The organism is Inediibacterium massiliense, assembly GCF_001282725.1.
Taxonomy (GTDB): Bacteria; Bacillota; Clostridia; order Peptostreptococcales; family Thermotaleaceae; genus Anaerophilus; species Anaerophilus massiliensis.
This window is the reverse complement of record NZ_LN876587.1, coordinates 773862-792003: the sequence shown is the minus strand read 5'-3', so window position 1 is coordinate 792003 and position 18142 is coordinate 773862. Positions and strand designations below refer to the sequence as shown.

Genomic DNA, 18142 nt, shown 5'->3' with positions numbered 1-18142 from the left:
TCCCATATTTATTGAATAATTTTATTTACAAAATCTTTTCCTTCTACCTCAGAAACTACAACTTTAATATTTAATTCTTTTTCTACATCTTGTAGTGTTACATCATCTAAAAAAATTTCTTCTCCTGTCTTTAACATACTTGTAGGTATAAGCAGCTTCTCCCCTAAAGATTTTTCTCTTAACTGATAGATTAAATCTGTACCTGTAATTAATCCTGCTACCGTGATTGTTTCTCCAAAGAAAAAGTTTTTAATTTCAAACACATTGATTTCTACAGATGAGAATTTTTTTTCAACTTGTCGTGCTATTTTTTCTATAAATTCTTTCGCAGATTTTCCTGTAGCAATAGATACTTTTTTATGTACTTTAGGATCTGATTCTAATTCTTTAAGATAATGGATAACTTCATGTTGAAATTTAGCCATAAGTCCTACTCCATTTTCTATCTGCAAAAATTGTTCATATTTTTCATAGGATGGAAGCGGCTCCTTTGCCACTACATAAAATTCATCTGAAAGATAAACAAATCGAGTTCCTATCTCCTTTAACAAAATATTTTGTAACTTTTCTACTTGCTTAATCACTTCTTTAGATGAATTTTCATCATATATTTTAAGTGGATACAACCCTTCTCTAAATTTTGTAATTCCAACTGGAACTACTGCAACACTTTCCATATGAGGATATAAGCTAGATAAGTCTTTTATTGTTTTTTCTAACTCATCCTTATCATTAATATCTCTACAAAGAACAATTTGTCCATTCATTTTAATTCCTGCATGAGCTAATTTTTCAATTCTTTCATATATATTTCCTGCTTTTTTATTATGAAGCATTTTAACACGTAAAGCAGGATTTGTAGTATGAACAGAAACATTCACAGGACTAATTCTATATCTAATCATTTTTTCTATATCTTGATCTGCCATATTGGTTAAGGTAATAAAATTTCCTTGAAGAAATGAAAGCCTTGAATCGTCATCTTTAAAATAAAGAGTTTCTCTCATGTCGGGTGGTAATTGATCTATAAAACAAAATACACATTTATTTTGACAACTCTTTGCTTTATCAATAATAGGATTTTCAAATTCCATTCCTAAATCTTCATCAAAATCTTTATAAAGAGAATATTTTTGAATAGATTCATCTTTCTTTTTAATTTCTATCTCTATATATTCATCTGCCATCAAAAACATATATTCAATAATGTCTTCAATCTCTTCTCCATTTATTTTTAGAAGTTGATCTCCTTCTTCAATTCCTAATTTTTTTGCTCTACTTTGATCATATACTTTTGAAATGATGTTTTTATGCATTATATCCACCCACTTAAAATCTAGTTTTAATACCTGCTACTAATATTATATCATAATTTTTGCTAACCTTCACCACAATTAGTAATCATATCACGGTAGTTTATTACACGTCAAGAATCTTTAATGCTTCACAATGACATAAGAACCATTTTCTAAATCATGAACCATACCCATTGTAACTTTTGCAACCAAAAGAGCAGTTTTTTCTTGTTGTTCTTGTGAATTGGCATAAAAAACAGGTACAGTTGTAGTAGAAATCATATTTTTATCTGTAGTGACAATTGCAACAATATTATCTTTAATTCCAAAATCCATTAAAGTTCTCCTTTCAATTGATTATTTTCTGCTGTTCCTTTTTTAGATTCTAAAGGTTTTCTTTTTGCAGTTTCTAAAACTGGTGTTCTTTTGACTGCTTCTACTAAAAGATCTATATCAGGTTCCATAGGAATAAGAGAGAATACAATATTTCCATTATTAGGATTTCTTCTAAGCATAGGAGTAAAATCAGGCTCATCTACATCTTTTCTTATTCCAAGCTGAACAGCCGTATTATGTGCAATAGCTTGTCTTTGTCCTAGATTTGCTAAAGTCTCTCTTCCATTGGCATCATGAGGAATAATTTCTACAGCTATTCCTACCTCTTCATATATTTTTCTAGAACCTTTTAGTCCTATATTCATAATCACTACATCATTTACCATAAGAAGGGGTCCTTCAAAATGTATTTTGGCAGGTTTAACTTCTGCAATTTCTTCGACCAACTGTCTTTTTAATACTCTTTTTAATATAGCTGCCATAATCATTCCTGTCAAAACTCCTAAAAAAATTTGCCCGTAAATAGGAAATTTCATTTTTTGGCCTATATAAAAAAATATGCTCGTAGTAAGAGATGTAATGATTACCATATAATTTCTTGCTTCAAAGGCTTTTGCAATTTCTTCAATGTATGCTGTTCCTCTAGGTACTAACTCTGTGCCTTCAATATTGTCAAGACTCTGTCTTTCCATATTTCTAACATCTCTAAATTGTTGAGCAGCTAATGCTAAAAAAGTAACTGCACTATATTCTTTTTGAAGTAAAGATGGTAATGCCACTGCTCCTAAAGATGATGCAATCACTCCTAATGTTAAATGAGAAATCAATCCTTGTGGATAGCTTGGATATTGTCTTTGATCAATTCTAATCATATATATTCTAGCCAAAAGTCCCATAAATAGAGCTACCATAATTTGAACACTAAATTTTCCCATAAAAGTCCTCCTATTTTTATATGATAACTCTATTATTTGTTATTTTTAAGGTTTTATGAAAAAAACAGCCTCACTGGGCTGTTTTTAATCCATCTTCATATTATAATTACCCGTCTGAATATACACTACCTTTTCACACACATTTTTTGCATAGTCCGCAATTCTTTCTATATGAGAACAAATAAATAAAAAATAGGTAGATTGAGTGATTTTTTTAGGATCTTCTAACATATAAGTTAATAGTTCTCTATACACTTGCTTATAAATTTCATCTACTGTTTCATCCAAAGCCCAAGTTTCTTTAGCCAAAGCAATATCTTTTTTTACAAAAGCATCTAATGATCTTTTTACCATATGAGTAGCTAAATCTGCCATCCTAGGGATATCTATAAGAGACTTCATATATTTTTCTCCTGATAATTTAATAGTTATTTTGGCAATATCTTCAGCATGGTCTGCCATTCTCTCTAAATCTGCAATGAGTCTTAATATAGAACAGATCTCTCTTAAATCAATAGCCATAGGTTGTTGAGTTGCAATTAATTTTATACATTTGTCTTCTATAGCTTCTTCTAATATATTAATATTTTTATCAAAATCAATTACCTTTTGAGCAAGAATATTGTCTTGATCTTTTAACGATTTAATGCTGTCTAATATAGCTTCTTCTGTCATACTCCCTAACTTTAATAAATCATTATGAAGTTTTTGTAGTTCATGAGATAATTGTAATCTTGGCATACTCTACTCTCCTCGTATAATATATTTAAATTTAAAAATTTTCATCTATCGACTTGGATATTGAGTCCTATTCCTAGATAATAGAAGTATGGAATAAGGATCTATCTGGATTAAGGCTGTTCTCTCCTGCAGCAAGACTGCATTTAAAGACTGTCTCCCAGCCAACAGGTGTACTGCAAACTCACAAGCTGTATCTCTTGCCTATCATACCGAATGTTAGTAGCTTCGGGCAGCTTATGGTGGACAAGTATTGAATACTCATACGCGAGGTTGTTGCCATCCGGTTGGTAACTAGGGATAGGTTTCAGTATCCAAGCCGTTCCAAATTCATAGAAAGGAGGTCCTATCCATGAAATTATTTGTTGGTATTGATGTTAGTTCTGAAAAACTTGATACTTGTTTTCTCACCAGTGAAGATCAAATTTTACTAGAAGTTTCTCTACCCAATAATGTTGTTGGTGCTAGTAAAATCAAAGAACATATTAGCCATTTCACTGATCTAATTCAGTATGATCGTATTATAATCGGTATGGAAGCAACTTCTATTTACAGCTTTCACCCTTCAACTTTTCTAGCAGAAGACTGTGAGCTTAAGTCTTTAGGAGTCGAAGTTGTTGTTATGAATCCTAAGGCTATACATCGGTTTAAAGGCCTATTTGAAGAAGATAAAACCGATAAAATAGATGCTTATCGTATTGCTGACTTTCTTCGCTTTGATCGTTTCAATACTTCCTTGATTAAAGAAGAACAATATATGGCTTTACAAAGATTAACTAGATCACGTTACCAGCTCATTGGCCAATTGACTGAAATGAAGCAACATTTTTTAGAAAATATTTATTACAAGTGTAATACCCTCACTAAAGAAATTGATACATCTGTCTTTGGTACAACCATGATGGACTTAGTAACCGACTCTATGACTCTTGAAGACATCGCCAATATGTCTTTAGAGGATTTGGCTGCTATTTTACAAGAAAAAGGCCGTGGTCGATTTAGCAATCCTGAAAAGCTTGCGAAATCACTTTCAAAAGCCATTAGAGACTCTTATCGACTAGGAAAAGTCATGCAAAATTCAGTCGATGTTATTTTGGCTTCATATGCTATGATGATTAAAACCATAAAAAAACAGATCAAAGAACTTGATAAAGCAATTCAGCAATTATTTGAAATTTTACCTGAATCCAAATCATTGCTTAGTGTTCCAGGCATTGGACCAGTTTATGCTGCTGGCATAATAGCCGAAATTGGTCAAATTCAACGCTTCGAAAATGAAGCCAAAATTGCCAAGTATGCAGGTCTTTACTGGAAGCGAAAACAATCTGGTAATTTTGAATCTGAAAGAACTACAATGACTAAAACAGGGAATCATTACCTTCGCTATTACTTGATTGAAGCTGCCAATTCACTTATGCGTAATGAACCTGTTTATAGAGAATACTATCTCAAGAAATATCATGAAGTTCCTAAGCATCAACATAAAAGAGCTCTCGTCCTTACTGCAAGAAAATTTGTGCGCATGGTGGATGTGCTGCTACGCAATCACCAACTTTATGCACCAGAAAGGAGTGTATAATATCGAATAATCTTCGATGCGCAATCTTTTCGTTTTAATCCTAATTTACCTTAGGTTTATTAAGTGCTGACTTTTTTAGAAAATATTATTGTAAGTTTAATCAAAACCTATCTTTTTCTATCTTGACTTATTACCACAAGTCTTTTTAACCAAATCTTCCAGTAATATAATCTTCAGTTCTTTTATCTCTTGGTTTTGAAAATATATTATCTGTAAGGTCAGTCTCTATAATTTCTCCATTTAAGAAAAAAGATGTATAATCTGATACCCTTCCTGCTTGCTGCATATTATGAGTAACAATAACAATGGTATAATCTTTTTTCAATTCCTCTAATAAATTTTCAACCTTTAAAGTAGAAATAGGATCTAATGCGGAAGTTGGCTCATCCATTAAAATAACATCTGGTTCTACTGCTAAGCATCTAGCAATACAAAGTCTTTGCTGTTGCCCTCCTGATAATCCTAAAGCAGGCTTGTTTAATCTATCCTTTACTTCCTCCCAAAGTGCAGCCTTCTTTAAACTTTTTTCTACAATTTCATCTAATACTGATTTTTCCTTTATTCCATGAATCTTAGGTCCATATGCAATATTCTCATAAATTGTTTTCGGAAAAGGATTTGGTTTTTGAAAAACCATTCCTACTCTTTTTCTTAAATGTATTAAATCACATGAAGAATCATAAATATCCATTTCATCTATAAATACATTTCCTTTAATTTTCACATGATCTATCAAGTCATTCATCCTATTTAAAGTTCTTAAAAAAGTTGATTTTCCACAACCTGAAGGTCCTATTAAAGCTGTAACCTTATTTTCCATAACATCCATATTAATATCCATAAGTGCATGAAATTCTCCATAGTACAGTTGGAGATCTTTGACACGAATCTTTACATTGCTCATAATTTATCTCCCTTCTATGAAACTTTTGTATTCTTTATAAATTTATTGACAACTACATTAGATAAAAAATTGATACATAAAACCAATATAATGAGTACTGATGCTGTAGCAAAAGTCTTTTCTTTAGATAGTCCTTCAGATGCCAATAAATATAAGTGCACCGACATAGTTCTCGTAGGATCTAGTATAGAAGTAGGAACTCCTAATGAGCTTCCTGCTGTAAGCATCACTGCTGCCGTTTCTCCTACAGCCCTTCCAATTCCTAAAATAAGTCCTGTTAAAATTCCTGATATACTACTTGGAAGAACTACTTTTACTATAGTTTGCCATTTTGTAGCACCTAGTGCTAAACTTCCTTCCCTAAATGATCTCGGCACAGTTTTGATGGATTCCTCCGTTGTTCGAATGAGAGTTGGCAAAATCATCATAGCTAGAGTGAGTCCACCTGATAAAATAGACCACCTAAATCCTAAAAAAATAACAAAGAATACAAATCCAAACAATCCAAATATAATAGATGGAATTCCTGCTAAAGTTTCTGTTCCAAACCGAATCAATTTTACAAACTTATTTTCTTTTGCATATTCTGTTGAATAAATAGCTGCACAAACTCCTATAGGTGTTGCAATTCCAATAGATACTACTGTTAAATAAATTGTTCCTACAATAACTGAAAAAATTCCACCTTCTCTTCCCATGCTTTTTGGCTCTTGAATAAAAAACTCAAGATTTAAATGTTTGATTCCATTTATGAGTATATAACCAATAATAGATAATAACGCTAAAATTGTAAGAAAAGCTATCGCATAAATCCATATAGATACAATTTTTTCTTTTATATTTAATTTATTTTTTTTAAACAATACATTTGGTGTATGAACTTTTGTATGAACTACCATATTTTATTTCGCCCCCATTCTCTTCATGGTAAAAGTTGCTGTCATATTTAAAAGCATAATAAATACAAAGAGGAGGATTCCTGTAGCAAATAAAGCCTTTTGATGAGTAGGGGTTGCATAACCCATTTCCATGGCAATGGTTCCTGTTAGTGTAGAAACTGAATCTAATATTCCGCCTGGAACTTTTGGCATATTCCCAGTGATTAATATAACTGCCATAGTCTCTCCTACCGCTCTACCCATTCCTAAAACTACAGATGCTATGATTCCTGATTTAGCTGCTGGAAGAATAACTTTTGTAATAGTTTCAAAATGAGTTGCCCCTAGAGCTAGTGATCCTGCTTTATACTCATCTGGTACTGATCTTATAGCATTTTCTGAAATACTTACGATAGTTGGTAGAATCATAATAGCTAGTACGATTGATCCTGCCAAAATACTATATCCAGATGTATAAGCATCAGCATTAAATTTTTGTACAATAGGTAATATATATACTCTAATAAAAGGTACCAATATAGAAAGTCCAAATAATCCATATACAACAGATGGAATACCTGCTAACAACTCAATAGCGGGTTTGAAAATCCTTACAATCGATTTCGGTGCAATTTCTGCTAAAAATACTGCACAAGTAATTCCCGCTGGAATTCCAATCACTAATGCTCCTAGTGTAACGGATATAGAGCCTACAATCATAGGAAATGCTCCATATTGTCCATTTGTAGGGCTCCAATCTTTCCCAAATACAAAGGAAAATAATCCATAACTTTTAATCATAGGCATTCCTTCTTTGAAAATAAAAAAAGTAATTAAAAAAACTGATAAGGTTGCTATGGTGGCACAAACAAATAAAAAGATTTCGATCCATTTTTCATATATTTTCATTTTTATTTCCTCCCACTATGAAATCTCTCATTTTCATTTTATCTAGAATTTTCATTTACTTGTTTATGGAACCATTAACTTTTTGTTAATTTCATGTTAATTCATAACCAAAATACAAAAGATGGATTTCTCCATCTTTTGTATTTTATTCCATATCTATTTAATTGAGATAAATTCCTCTTTTACAATCTCTTGTCCTTCATTCATTACAAAATCTATATATTGTTTTACTGCTTCTGATTTCTCTCCCTTTATTAGATAATTAAAAGGTCTAGAGATCTTATAGATTCCTGCTTTTGCATTTTCCTCTGTAGCGTCTACTCCTTCAACTTTTATACTCTTTATTGTATCATCTTTTGCTCCCATAGATATATATCCAATTGCATTTGGTGTATTTGCAACTGTCTGTTTTACTGCTCCTGTAGATGGTTGTACTAATGCTTTTTTAGTAGTTTGATCTATTTTTTCTCCATTTGCATCTTTAGCCTCTACTCCTGTAATTTCTACAAAAGCTCCTCTTGTTCCAGATCCTTCTTCTCTACTTACGACTATAATTTCTTGATCGTCTCCTCCAACTTCTTTCCAGTTTTTAATTTCACCTGTAAAAATCTTTTTAATTTGCTCTAATGTCAAATCTTCTACTTCATTAGATGGATTCACCGAAACAGCAATACCATCTTTAGCTATAGTATATACTTCTAGCCCCAAATCTTTTTCATCTTCTTTTAATTCTCTTGAGCTAGCTCCAATATCTGCAATCCCATCATTTGCAGATTTCACTCCTACACTTGATCCTCCACCTTGTACTTCAATAGATACGTCAGGATATTTTTGATTAAATGCATTGACCAATTCCTCAGATAATGGTTGTACCGATGTAGATCCTGCAATAATAATTTTACCCGATACTTTTGATTCTGATTGTTGATCTTTTGGTTCTTCCTTTTGTCCACAAGCTGCTAAAACTCCCAAACTTAAAATAAGTACCATCATTAAAGATAATATTTTCTTCATCTCACTTTCCCCCATTTTTATAAAATTTAAAGTTTGCTATTTCATTTTTCTTTCAAACTTTACATTCTTAGTATATTGTTCTCTTGTTAAAAACAAATAAACAGATTGTTAAATATGTGTAAAAAAAATTCGCATATTCCTCTCGAAATTGCTCATATCGCCAACGAAATTCTTTCATTTCATTCAGAATTTCCGTTGCTTAAAATTTGATGAAAATCTAACTTTCTAAAATGATCTACAATTTATTCATTTATATAGTTTCCTAATGAATAAAAAAAGAGAAAACTAGTTTGTTTTCTCTTCAATAGGAATTCTTACAGTAAACTCTGAACCTTTCCCTACTTTACTATTTACTTTTATATCACCACCAAAAGATAGAACAATATGCTTTACAATAGCAAGTCCTAATCCAGTTCCCCCTACCTTTCGAGATCTTGCTTTGTCTACTCTATAAAATCTTTCGAATAATCTTGGAATATGTTCTTTAGGTATTCCAATTCCTGTGTCCTTTATCATGATAAAGATATTATTGTATCTTTCATATACAAAAACCTTCACCTTTCCTTTTTCCCCTGTATATTTAATTGCATTTTCTATTAAGTTTAAAATCATTTGTTTAAACCAATCTCGATCTCCATAAATTCTAGGTAAATCCACCTCTATTTCTGTAGTATAATCAATCTCTTTGTGATCTGCTAATGATTTCATCATGACATGAATTTCTTGAAATACTTCATGGATACAGAGAGGGTCTTTTTTTACTGCAATCTTATGATTTTCAATAGAAGATAAGGTAAGCAAATCATCAATTAATCTTTTGAGTCTCTCTGTTTCTATATCGATAATGTCTAAAAAACGATTTCGTACCTTCTCATTATCCATCGCGCCTTCTTTTAGTGTTTCTATAAATCCGCTAATAGAAGTAAGAGGGGTTTTTAATTCATGAGATACATTTGCAACAAATTCAGAACGCATATTCTCGAGCTTTCTCATATCTGTTACATCTTGAATGAGTGCCATTACACCAATAATTCTTGTAGGGTCCATATCTAATCGAATAAAATTGGTATGAATTTTAAGTATCTTAGTATCCGGATAATCTATACTAATTTCCTTGCTTCCAATCCAATTATTATCTAAAATATTTTTTAATATATCATGAATTTTATTATTTCTGATGACTTCTAATATGTGCTTTCCATCCACATCTTTATCTTCAATATGAAAAAGCTTCATTGCAATAGAGTTCATAAGCATAATATTATAATTTTTATCAATTGCAAACAATCCCTCATTCATACTTTCTAATGTAGATTGCAATTTTGTATTTTTATCTCTTATCTCCGATATAGTATGATTAAGCTTTCGTGCCATCAGATTAAATGTATCTGCTAAAATACCTATTTCATCATTACTTTTTGTATAAACTTTATGATGAAAGTGTCCATTTGCTATTTTTTTTGCACTCTTTGTAATTTCTTCAATAGGTTTTGTAACTTTATTTACAAATCTATATCCTAATATAATCGTTACCAAAAAACCACACAAAGCAGCAATCAATATACTTTGCAAAAGCCTACTATTTAACTCTCTTAGTTCTATAAATGGAAAAGCCAGCCTTGTTACTCCATATACCTCATTATCTACTATAATAGGAACAGCAATATACAAATAATCTATATTTGTAGTAGTACTTCTTCTTTCATTTTTTCCTATCTCTCCTTTTAATGCACTTTTAACCTCTGGTCTAGATAAATGATTTTCCATATAACTTATATCTTTTTCTAGTACTTGGGAATCACCTATGACATTTCCATTTTTATCAATAAACGTTACTCTTGCATTGATTTCTTTTGAATATTTATGTGCAAAATCATAAAATTTTATGGGATTAGATGTTTTATTTTCAATTTTTTCTTCTATAAAACAATTCATTAAGTTGGCATTTGTTATCAATTTGTTTTCTATATGCTCTATATACCCTGTTTTGATAAAATTAAGAGTCAATGCTCCTGTTAAAATAATTCCTAAACAAATTAATACCATATAAGTTGCAAAAATTTTTTTTTGCATTTTCTTCACCTATTTCATTTTGTATCCTATTCCTCTGATGGTTTCTATGTAGATAGGATATTTATCATTATCTTCTATTTTCTTTCTGAGATGTCTAATATGAACATCTACAGTTCTAGTTTCTCCAAAATAGTCATATCCCCATACCTCATCTAATAAGAAATTTCGTGATAAAACTTTTCCTCTATTTTTAGCTAATATCTTTAACAATTCAAATTCTTTTAAAGTTAATTCTAATTGCTTTCCATCTTTGATGACCTCATGTTTTTGTGTATCAATTACAATATCATTAAATTTAATGACTTGAAGAGTTTCTTTTGAAGGCTCTTCAAATCTTCTCAAAACAGCTTTCATTCTAGCAATTAATTCACGAACACTAAAAGGTTTTGTAAGATAATCATCTGCACCTAATTCTAACCCTAAAACTTTATCTGTTTCTTCTCCTTTTGCTGTAAGCATAATAATAGGAATTTTACTAGTAGCTTCATGATTTCTAATTTGTTTACAAGCTTCAAATCCATCTATTCCAGGAAGCATCAAATCTAATAAAATCAAATCTGGAATTTCCTTTTGTGCAATCTTGATAGCATCTTCTCCATTTTCACTAGTGATTACAAAAAATCCATTTTTTTCTAGATTGAATTGAATAAGCTCTATGATATGCTGTTCATCATCTACCACTAAAACTTTTCTTTTAGGCATTTGATCTCTCCTTTCACCCATCATTTTAATTCTATGATGGCAGCCATCCTTCCAGTTATACCCTGATCTCTTCTATAAGAGAAAAATTTTTCACTATGACACATGGTACACATATTACTTATGCTTATGTTTCTTTCTAAAAGTCCTATTTCCTTTAAAGTAATTTGATTTGCTTTCCATAAATCTAGCATATACTTTCCATTCCCCTTGGAAAATACAAACTTATTGAGATTTGTAAAATCTTTGTTAAATTCTTTTATAACATTTTCATCTACTTCATAGCAACACTTTCCAATTGATGGTCCTATAGCTGCTAAACAATCCTTTGGATTTGTTTCATAGACGTTTATCATTTTTTCAACAGTTTTTTTTCCAATTTTAAGAACAGTACCTCTCCATCCTGCATGAGCTAAAGCAATAACCTTCTTTACAGGATCTAATAAAAAAATAGGTACACAATCTGCATAAACAGTTGCTAAAGCTACATTTGTTTCATTGGTAATGAGTGCATCAATCTCTTTTATATCACTTTCTTTTATGATTCCCTTTCCACAATCTTTTTTTGTAACAATTTTGATATGATCTTTATGAACTTGATCAGAAAAAACTAGATTTTCTATAGAAATATCTAAAGCCTTAGCTATTTTTTTATAATTATTTTCTACCTTTTCGTTTGAATCTTCTGTTTTAAATCCTAAATTTAAGCTTGCATATTTTCCTTGACTCACGCCTCCTATTTTGCTACTAAATCCATGTTTTACAAGATTCGTTTGTTCAAAACTAGGAATGGTAAAAAAAACTACTTCATCTGTACTTTTATTTTCTATAAAAGGATACATATTTTTCCTCCTTCTTTTATTCTATACAAAAAATTCGCATGTTCCTATGGTCACTGCTCATATGGCCAACGAAATTCTTTCATTTCATTTAGAATTTCCGTTGCTTAAAATTTGATGAAAATCTAACTTTCTAAAGTTATCCACAATTTATTCATTTATATAATTTCCTAAAGGGCAAAATAATAGCAAGTTATTTCATAACTTGCTATCTACACTATTTTTCATTAAGCATTTTTCTTAATTCTTCCATAAATGTATTAATATCTTTAAATTGTCTATACACAGAAGCAAATCTTACATAAGCTACTTCATCTAAGTCCTTCAAATGATTCATAACTTGTTCTCCTATATAAGTACTCCTTATTTCCTTCTCCATAGTATTATGAAGATTCTTTTCTATATCGTCTAGCATCATTTCAATCTCTTTCATAGGTACAGGTCTTTTTTCACAAGCTCGTATAATTCCATTTAAAACTTTATTTCTATTATAAGCTTCTCTATTGCCATCTTTTTTTATAACGATTAACGGAATCTCTTCTATTTTTTCATAGGTCGTAAATCTCTTTTTACACTTTCCACATTCTCTTCTTCTGCGAATTGCTTGTCCTTCCTCTGTAGGTCTTGAATCTACTACTTTTGTATCAAAATATTCGCAAAATGGACAATTCATCTCTCTCCCCCCCCTATACAACTGGAAACTTGATTATCTGCTGTTATCCCAATTATAATATGCTTAATAGGGGATGTCTACTCATTTTTTCCATTTTCCTCATCTTTTACGATGATTTCATCTCTTAATGCAACCAATATTACATCTACTCCAATTTTTTTTATTTCACTCCATGTAATTAAATAATCATTCTCTTTTCCAAAAAAATTTAATATTTTTCCTGGACCTGGTAATACAAGTGCTTCTATTCTTCCCTTTTCTAAGTTTACCTCTATATCTGATACATATCCTAATCTTCTTCCATCTGTTATATTGATAATTTCTTTTTCTCTTAAATCATAGGTACTAATCATTTTCTCACCCACTTTTACTTATATTGTCTTTTATACCATTATATAATCTGTCCATAAAATATATGCATTAAAAAACAAAAGCATCGAAATGCTTTTGTTCATACTATTTAAAAAATTATATTTTAGAAAAGCTATAAAATACGAAACATTTATTAAAAATTTGCGAAAATATAGAATAAGTGAGAAAATGATTAACATTACACTGTTTGAGCATAAGCCAGTTTGTAATGCTATTTTCGATCGTTTCTTTATATTTTCCAAATTTGAAAATTAGTGAAGTTTTTTATGGCTTTTTCTATAAGCTAAACAAAAGCATAAAAATGCTTTTGTTTTAAACATATTTGCGCATATGTTTTAGTGCTGTTTTTTCAAGTCTAGACACTTGTGCTTGAGATATTCCAATTTCATCTGCCACCTCCATTTGAGTTCTTCCTTCGAAAAATCTTAAGGTTAATATATGTTTTTCCCTTCCAGTTAATTTTCTTAAAGCATCTTTTAGAGCAATACTCTCTAACCACGTTTCATCTTCACTTTTTTCATCACTCACTTGATCCATTACAAATATCGCATCTCCACTATCATGATATATTGGTTCAAACAAAGATATAGGATCTTGTATGGCATCTAGTGCAAATACTACTTCCTCTCTTGGAATATCTAATTCTTTTGCAATATCTGATACAGTAGGTTCTTTTGAATTTTTACTAATTAATTGATCTCTTACTTGAAGTGCCTTATAAGCTGTATCTCTTAGAGACCTACTTACACGTATAGAATTATTATCTCTTAAATATCTTCTGATTTCTCCTATGATCATAGGAACAGCATATGTAGAAAACTTTACATTGTGACTTAAATCAAAGTTATCTATAGCTTTAATCAAACCAATACATCCTACTTGAAACAAATCATCTACATGCTCTCCTCTATTGTTAAATCTTTGAATTACACTTAAAACCAATCTCAAATTTCCTCTTATAAACTCCTCTCTTGCTGTTAAATCTCCCTGATAGATTCTTTCAAATAGTTTTTTCATTTGTGCATTTGTTAAAACTGGTAACTTTGCTGTATTTACTCCGCAAATTTCTACTTTATTAATATGCATGACAATGCCTCCATTTCTATGGATTATTGCCCCCTTACAATAGAAATTATTGCCTCATTGCTTTTTCTTTATACTTTCCGTTTTATACCATAAAAAAAAGAAGTCGTATGACTTCTTTATGTTAATCTCTTAATTTCCTTTCTTAACCTTGTAATAATCCTCTTTTCTAACCTTGATATGTAAGATTGAGAAATTCCTAATAAATCTGCAACTTCCTTTTGAGTTTTCTCTTCTCCATTATTTAGACCAAATCTAAGTTCCATAATTTTCTTTTCTCTTTTAGACAACTTCTTTAATGCAATTCCTAATAATTCTTTATCTACCTCTTCTTCAAGAAACTTATAAATCAAATCGTTTTCTGTTCCTAATATATCTGAGAGCAATAATTCATTTCCATCCCAATCAATATTAAGTGGCTCATCAAATGATACTTCTGATTTTGCCTTACTATTTCTTCTTAAATACATTAAAATTTCATTTTCAATACATCTAGATGCATACGTAGCTAATTTAATTTTTTTCTTAGGATCAAAGGTATTCACAGCTTTAATAAGTCCTATCGTTCCAATAGAAATAAGATCTTCTACTCCAATTCCAGTATTTTCAAACTTTCTTGCAATATACACTACTAATCTTAAGTTTCTTTCTATTAATATACTTCTTATTTCACCATTATCTTGCTCCAATCGATCCATTAAAATTAATTCTTCATCAGGAGTCAATGGAGGAGGCAATGCCTCACTGCCTCCTATATAAAATACACTTTCTTCATCTATCCATTTTAATTTTTTAAATAATTTTACAATCAATGCTCTGAAGAATCGCTTTGTTTTTTGGATAACCCTAATCACTGTAACTCCTCCCCTTTAATCCATCAGCTTATTTTAATAGATCTGGATGTAATAAGGCTTCATAGTCTCCATCCTGAGATAACTTTTTTGTATATACGCCTATAATAATATTTTGGATACATTTTAAATTCTTTTCATCTTGCATTTTGACTTGATCCGGTTTAAATCCCATGAGCATTCCATTTTCTTGCCCTAAAGACTTAAATGGAATCATTCTAAATCGATGAATCCATTTAGAACCGTCAATAATCTGAGTAATCAAGTCTAAATTCCCACTCTCTCCCTTAGAAAATACATCTTGTATATCTGTAGGAAACAAATCCTTAATGGCTGTATATTCTACAATAATCACAGGAGATTTAGATAATGGATCAAATAAAGAATTTCCTGTATCTAATAAAGCATTTAATTTACTACTATGATTTTCTACCTCGATACAAATGGGAATATATAGCTCATCTCTTGAAATCCTTACTTGAATATATTCTAGACAAAACTTTATCAATATGTATGCAACAATTCCAGAATAGATTAAAAGCTTCATTGTAAAATTTCCCATATAAAAAATACCATTACTAACCATTCCATGAAAATCTGTAAGATAAAACAATGCAAATGCTGCCCCTCCAAACATGAAGGAAATCAAATAAAAAATACCTAAAAGCTTTGCAAAATCTTTAAATTTATAAGGTGTAAATGTAACAATAATAATAAATATAGAAACAATAAATTTCATTAAAAAAGAATATAAAAAACTTAATGATGGGAAAAAAATTACAAAAGCATAGCATGCCCCAATAGAAGCTCCAACCCAGATTTTCCATTTCTTCATATCATATTTGCTAAAATATCCAGTCAGATGAAGGATCAGCCAATTCATTAATAAATTTTCAATAAACAAATATTCTCCATATACTTCAAACATATACACGCCTCCAACAAGGAGATACTCTACTTGTTATAGAAATATTCAATTGTCCTTTTACTTATAACTATTATATATAATTTTTGATTCAAACTTTGTCATTCTCTGAAGTCGAAAAAGACTATTTTATGATAAAAAAATCTATATTCCTAAGAGAATTGTTCTTGAAATCAATAAAATTCTTTATTTCATTGAAAATTTTCTTTACTTAAAATTTTATGAAAATCTAATTTTCTAAAATTATCCACAATTTGTCCTTTTATATAAATTCTTTTTAAAAAATACATTCAATTTAACTACCATATTTAAAAGGGAAAAAAGGGATGATTAAAGGGGATTAAAAGGGTAGATTTCCCTTTTAAAGAGAAAATCATAGTACAAGTTTATTGTATAATGATTACTATACTTCAAAATAATCAATTGCAAAACGCAGAATATTCTGGCATATTTATTGCATATTAATGAAATCAGATGTATTTATAAATAACTATATTAAGGAGGATTTCTGATGGAGAAAAGTATGGGAGAGAAAAATGGATTATCGAAAGAAGAAAAATCAAAAAACAAAAAAAGGTTTGTCATGCCAGATACTTACATAATTGTAGCATTTATTGTTATGTTAATGGCACTACTAACTTGGATTGTTCCTCCTGGAACATACGATTATCAGGAAGTGGATATTAACGGAAAAATGAGAACCATCGCCATCGATGGTACATTCCATTATTTGGCCAGATCTGAAGCAAATCCAACAGGATTCCTTGAGTACTTCAAATCCCTTTATGCAGGATGTGTAGATGCTGCTGATATCATCTTTGTAATTTTTACTTGCGCAGGGACTTTTGGTATTTTAGTTAAGACAGGGGCATTTCATGCAGGTATTGGATCAGTTCTTCGGAAGATGGGTAATAAAGATATCATACTTGTACCAATTTTGATGTCTATATTTGCGCTGGGTGGATCCATGTTTGGAATGTTGAGTGAATTTTATGGCTTTATTCCCCTTATGGTAGGACTCGGTGTTGCCATGGGCTATGATGCCATGTTTGGATTTGCAATAATCGTGCTGGGAGAGTATGTTGGATTCATGGGAGCTACTTTGAATCCGTATACTGTAGGAGTATCCCAGGCCATCGCAGGTGTCCCCATTTATTCTTCTACAGGTTTTCGAGCATTTTGTTTAATATGCTTTATCCTTGCATGCTCTGTTTATGTTATTCTTTATGGTAAAAAGATAAAGAATAATCCAAAGTTATCTGTTGTATATGGAGAAAGGTCTGTTCATGAATTTAAAAAGAAAGATTTGGATCAATACCAAATGAACAAAAAATCAATACTGATCATGATTGACGTAGTGATTACCCTTACTTTTTTAATGTATGGTATGATGAAGCTGGGATGGGGTTATGGTGAGCTTTGTGGTCTATTCCTTATCATGTCCATGGTGGCTGCTGGTATTGACGGATGGTCTCCAAATAAATATGTAGATGAATTTATGACAGGAGTAAAAACTGTTGTATGGGGTGGTCTTTTAACAGGGGTTGCAAAGGCAATCGTAATTGTAATGAAAGATGCTTCTATTATGGATACAATTATTTATACATTGTCCAATTTATTAAAAGGATTTCCAAGCATGCTGTCTGCTCAAGCAATGCTAGTTTTCCAGACAATATTAAACTTTTTCATCCCATCAGGAAGTGGGCAGGCTGCTGCAACCATGCCAATCATGGCTCCCCTTGCTGATATGTTAGGCGTAAGCAGACAAATAGCTTGTCTTACCTTTCAATTTGGCGATGGACTTTCAAATCTAGTGTGGCCCACATGTGGATGTGTCATTGTTTGTGGGATAGGTGGTATTTCACTACAAAAATGGTGGAAATGGTTTTTACCTCTTGCAGGTATACTATTCGCAATGCAAGTAGTCTTTATAGGTGTGGCTATGATGTTAGGTTTATAGTTTAGCTATTAGAAATAACCATATCTAGATATAGATGAGATCATAAAACCGAAGGTCTTCTTGAAGATGCCCCTTCGGT

Annotated in this window: 18 protein-coding genes; 2 read left to right on the top strand and 16 right to left on the bottom strand. The window is 30.8% G+C overall.

Going from position 1 to position 18142, the window contains the following annotated elements:
- Window positions 1-8: 8 nt before the first annotated feature.
- From BN2409_RS12290 to phoU, 4 genes are all read right to left on the bottom strand, one after another.
- A complete protein-coding gene (locus tag BN2409_RS12290) occupies window positions 9-1316 on the bottom strand; it encodes a DUF512 domain-containing protein (protein ID WP_053956916.1) in 1308 nt (435 codons plus the stop codon).
- Window positions 1317-1436: 120 nt separating this feature from the next.
- A complete protein-coding gene (locus BN2409_RS12285) occupies window positions 1437-1631 on the bottom strand; it encodes a capping complex subunit for YIEGIA (RefSeq protein ID WP_053956915.1) in 195 nt (64 codons plus the stop codon).
- A complete protein-coding gene (locus tag BN2409_RS12280) occupies window positions 1631-2566 on the bottom strand; it encodes a YIEGIA family protein (RefSeq protein WP_053956914.1) in 936 nt (311 codons plus the stop codon). The genes BN2409_RS12285 and BN2409_RS12280 overlap by 1 nt, the downstream gene beginning before the upstream one ends.
- 84 nt (window positions 2567-2650) lie before the next feature.
- Window positions 2651-3307 (bottom strand): phosphate signaling complex protein PhoU, encoded by a 657-nt coding sequence (gene phoU / locus BN2409_RS12275; protein ID WP_053956913.1) that lies wholly within the window; start codon window positions 3305-3307, stop codon window positions 2651-2653.
- Between the two features lie 349 nt (window positions 3308-3656).
- Between phoU and BN2409_RS12270 the strand changes: the two genes are divergently transcribed.
- The gene (locus tag BN2409_RS12270) at window positions 3657-4883 is read left to right on the top strand and encodes an IS110 family RNA-guided transposase (protein ID WP_053955734.1); all 1227 of its coding nucleotides are present in this window, start codon (window positions 3657-3659) and stop codon (window positions 4881-4883) included.
- A 145-nt stretch (window positions 4884-5028) separates the two neighbouring features.
- On the opposite strand, the gene pstB is transcribed toward BN2409_RS12270, so the two are convergent.
- From pstB to spoIIGA, 12 genes are all read right to left on the bottom strand, one after another.
- Window positions 5029-5787 carry a phosphate ABC transporter ATP-binding protein PstB gene (gene pstB / locus BN2409_RS12265; protein WP_053956912.1) on the bottom strand — a complete coding sequence of 253 codons (759 nt, stop codon included), beginning with the start codon at window positions 5785-5787 and terminating at the stop codon, window positions 5029-5031.
- 14 nt (window positions 5788-5801) lie between these two features.
- Window positions 5802-6686: a phosphate ABC transporter permease PstA gene (pstA, locus tag BN2409_RS12260; protein ID WP_110943113.1), complete on the bottom strand. Its 885-nt coding sequence runs from the start codon at window positions 6684-6686 to the stop codon at window positions 5802-5804.
- Between the two features lie 3 nt (window positions 6687-6689).
- Window positions 6690-7574 (bottom strand): phosphate ABC transporter permease subunit PstC, encoded by an 885-nt coding sequence (pstC, locus tag BN2409_RS12255; protein ID WP_053956911.1) that lies wholly within the window; start codon window positions 7572-7574, stop codon window positions 6690-6692.
- A gap of 156 nt (window positions 7575-7730) precedes the next feature.
- Complete coding sequence (locus BN2409_RS12250) at window positions 7731-8588, bottom strand: phosphate ABC transporter substrate-binding protein (RefSeq protein ID WP_053956910.1); 858 nt, start codon at window positions 8586-8588, stop codon at window positions 7731-7733.
- 285 nt (window positions 8589-8873) lie between these two features.
- Window positions 8874-10661 carry a two-component system histidine kinase PnpS gene (pnpS, locus tag BN2409_RS12245; protein ID WP_053956909.1) on the bottom strand — a complete coding sequence of 596 codons (1788 nt, stop codon included), beginning with the start codon at window positions 10659-10661 and terminating at the stop codon, window positions 8874-8876.
- Between the two features lie 9 nt (window positions 10662-10670).
- Window positions 10671-11363 carry a response regulator transcription factor gene (locus tag BN2409_RS12240; RefSeq protein ID WP_053956908.1) on the bottom strand — a complete coding sequence of 231 codons (693 nt, stop codon included), beginning with the start codon at window positions 11361-11363 and terminating at the stop codon, window positions 10671-10673.
- 20 nt (window positions 11364-11383) lie between these two features.
- Complete coding sequence (gene pgeF, locus BN2409_RS12235; RefSeq protein WP_053956907.1) at window positions 11384-12202, bottom strand: peptidoglycan editing factor PgeF; 819 nt, start codon at window positions 12200-12202, stop codon at window positions 11384-11386.
- Window positions 12203-12416: 214 nt separating this feature from the next.
- Complete coding sequence (gene nrdR, locus BN2409_RS12230) at window positions 12417-12872, bottom strand: transcriptional regulator NrdR (protein WP_053956906.1); 456 nt, start codon at window positions 12870-12872, stop codon at window positions 12417-12419.
- A gap of 77 nt (window positions 12873-12949) precedes the next feature.
- Window positions 12950-13237 carry a YlmC/YmxH family sporulation protein gene (locus BN2409_RS12225; protein ID WP_330375449.1) on the bottom strand — a complete coding sequence of 96 codons (288 nt, stop codon included), beginning with the start codon at window positions 13235-13237 and terminating at the stop codon, window positions 12950-12952.
- Window positions 13238-13556: 319 nt separating this feature from the next.
- The gene (gene sigG / locus BN2409_RS12220; RefSeq protein ID WP_053956904.1) at window positions 13557-14330 is read right to left on the bottom strand and encodes an RNA polymerase sporulation sigma factor SigG; all 774 of its coding nucleotides are present in this window, start codon (window positions 14328-14330) and stop codon (window positions 13557-13559) included.
- Between the two features lie 116 nt (window positions 14331-14446).
- A complete protein-coding gene (gene sigE / locus BN2409_RS12215) occupies window positions 14447-15169 on the bottom strand; it encodes an RNA polymerase sporulation sigma factor SigE (RefSeq protein ID WP_053957738.1) in 723 nt (240 codons plus the stop codon).
- Window positions 15170-15209: 40 nt separating this feature from the next.
- The gene (gene spoIIGA / locus BN2409_RS12210) at window positions 15210-16106 is read right to left on the bottom strand and encodes a sigma-E processing peptidase SpoIIGA (protein ID WP_053956903.1); all 897 of its coding nucleotides are present in this window, start codon (window positions 16104-16106) and stop codon (window positions 15210-15212) included.
- 508 nt (window positions 16107-16614) lie between these two features.
- Between spoIIGA and BN2409_RS12205 the strand changes: the two genes are divergently transcribed.
- Entirely contained in the window at window positions 16615-18063 is a 1449-nt protein-coding gene (locus BN2409_RS12205) for a YfcC family protein (protein WP_053956902.1), read from the top strand.
- Window positions 18064-18142 lie beyond the last annotated feature (79 nt).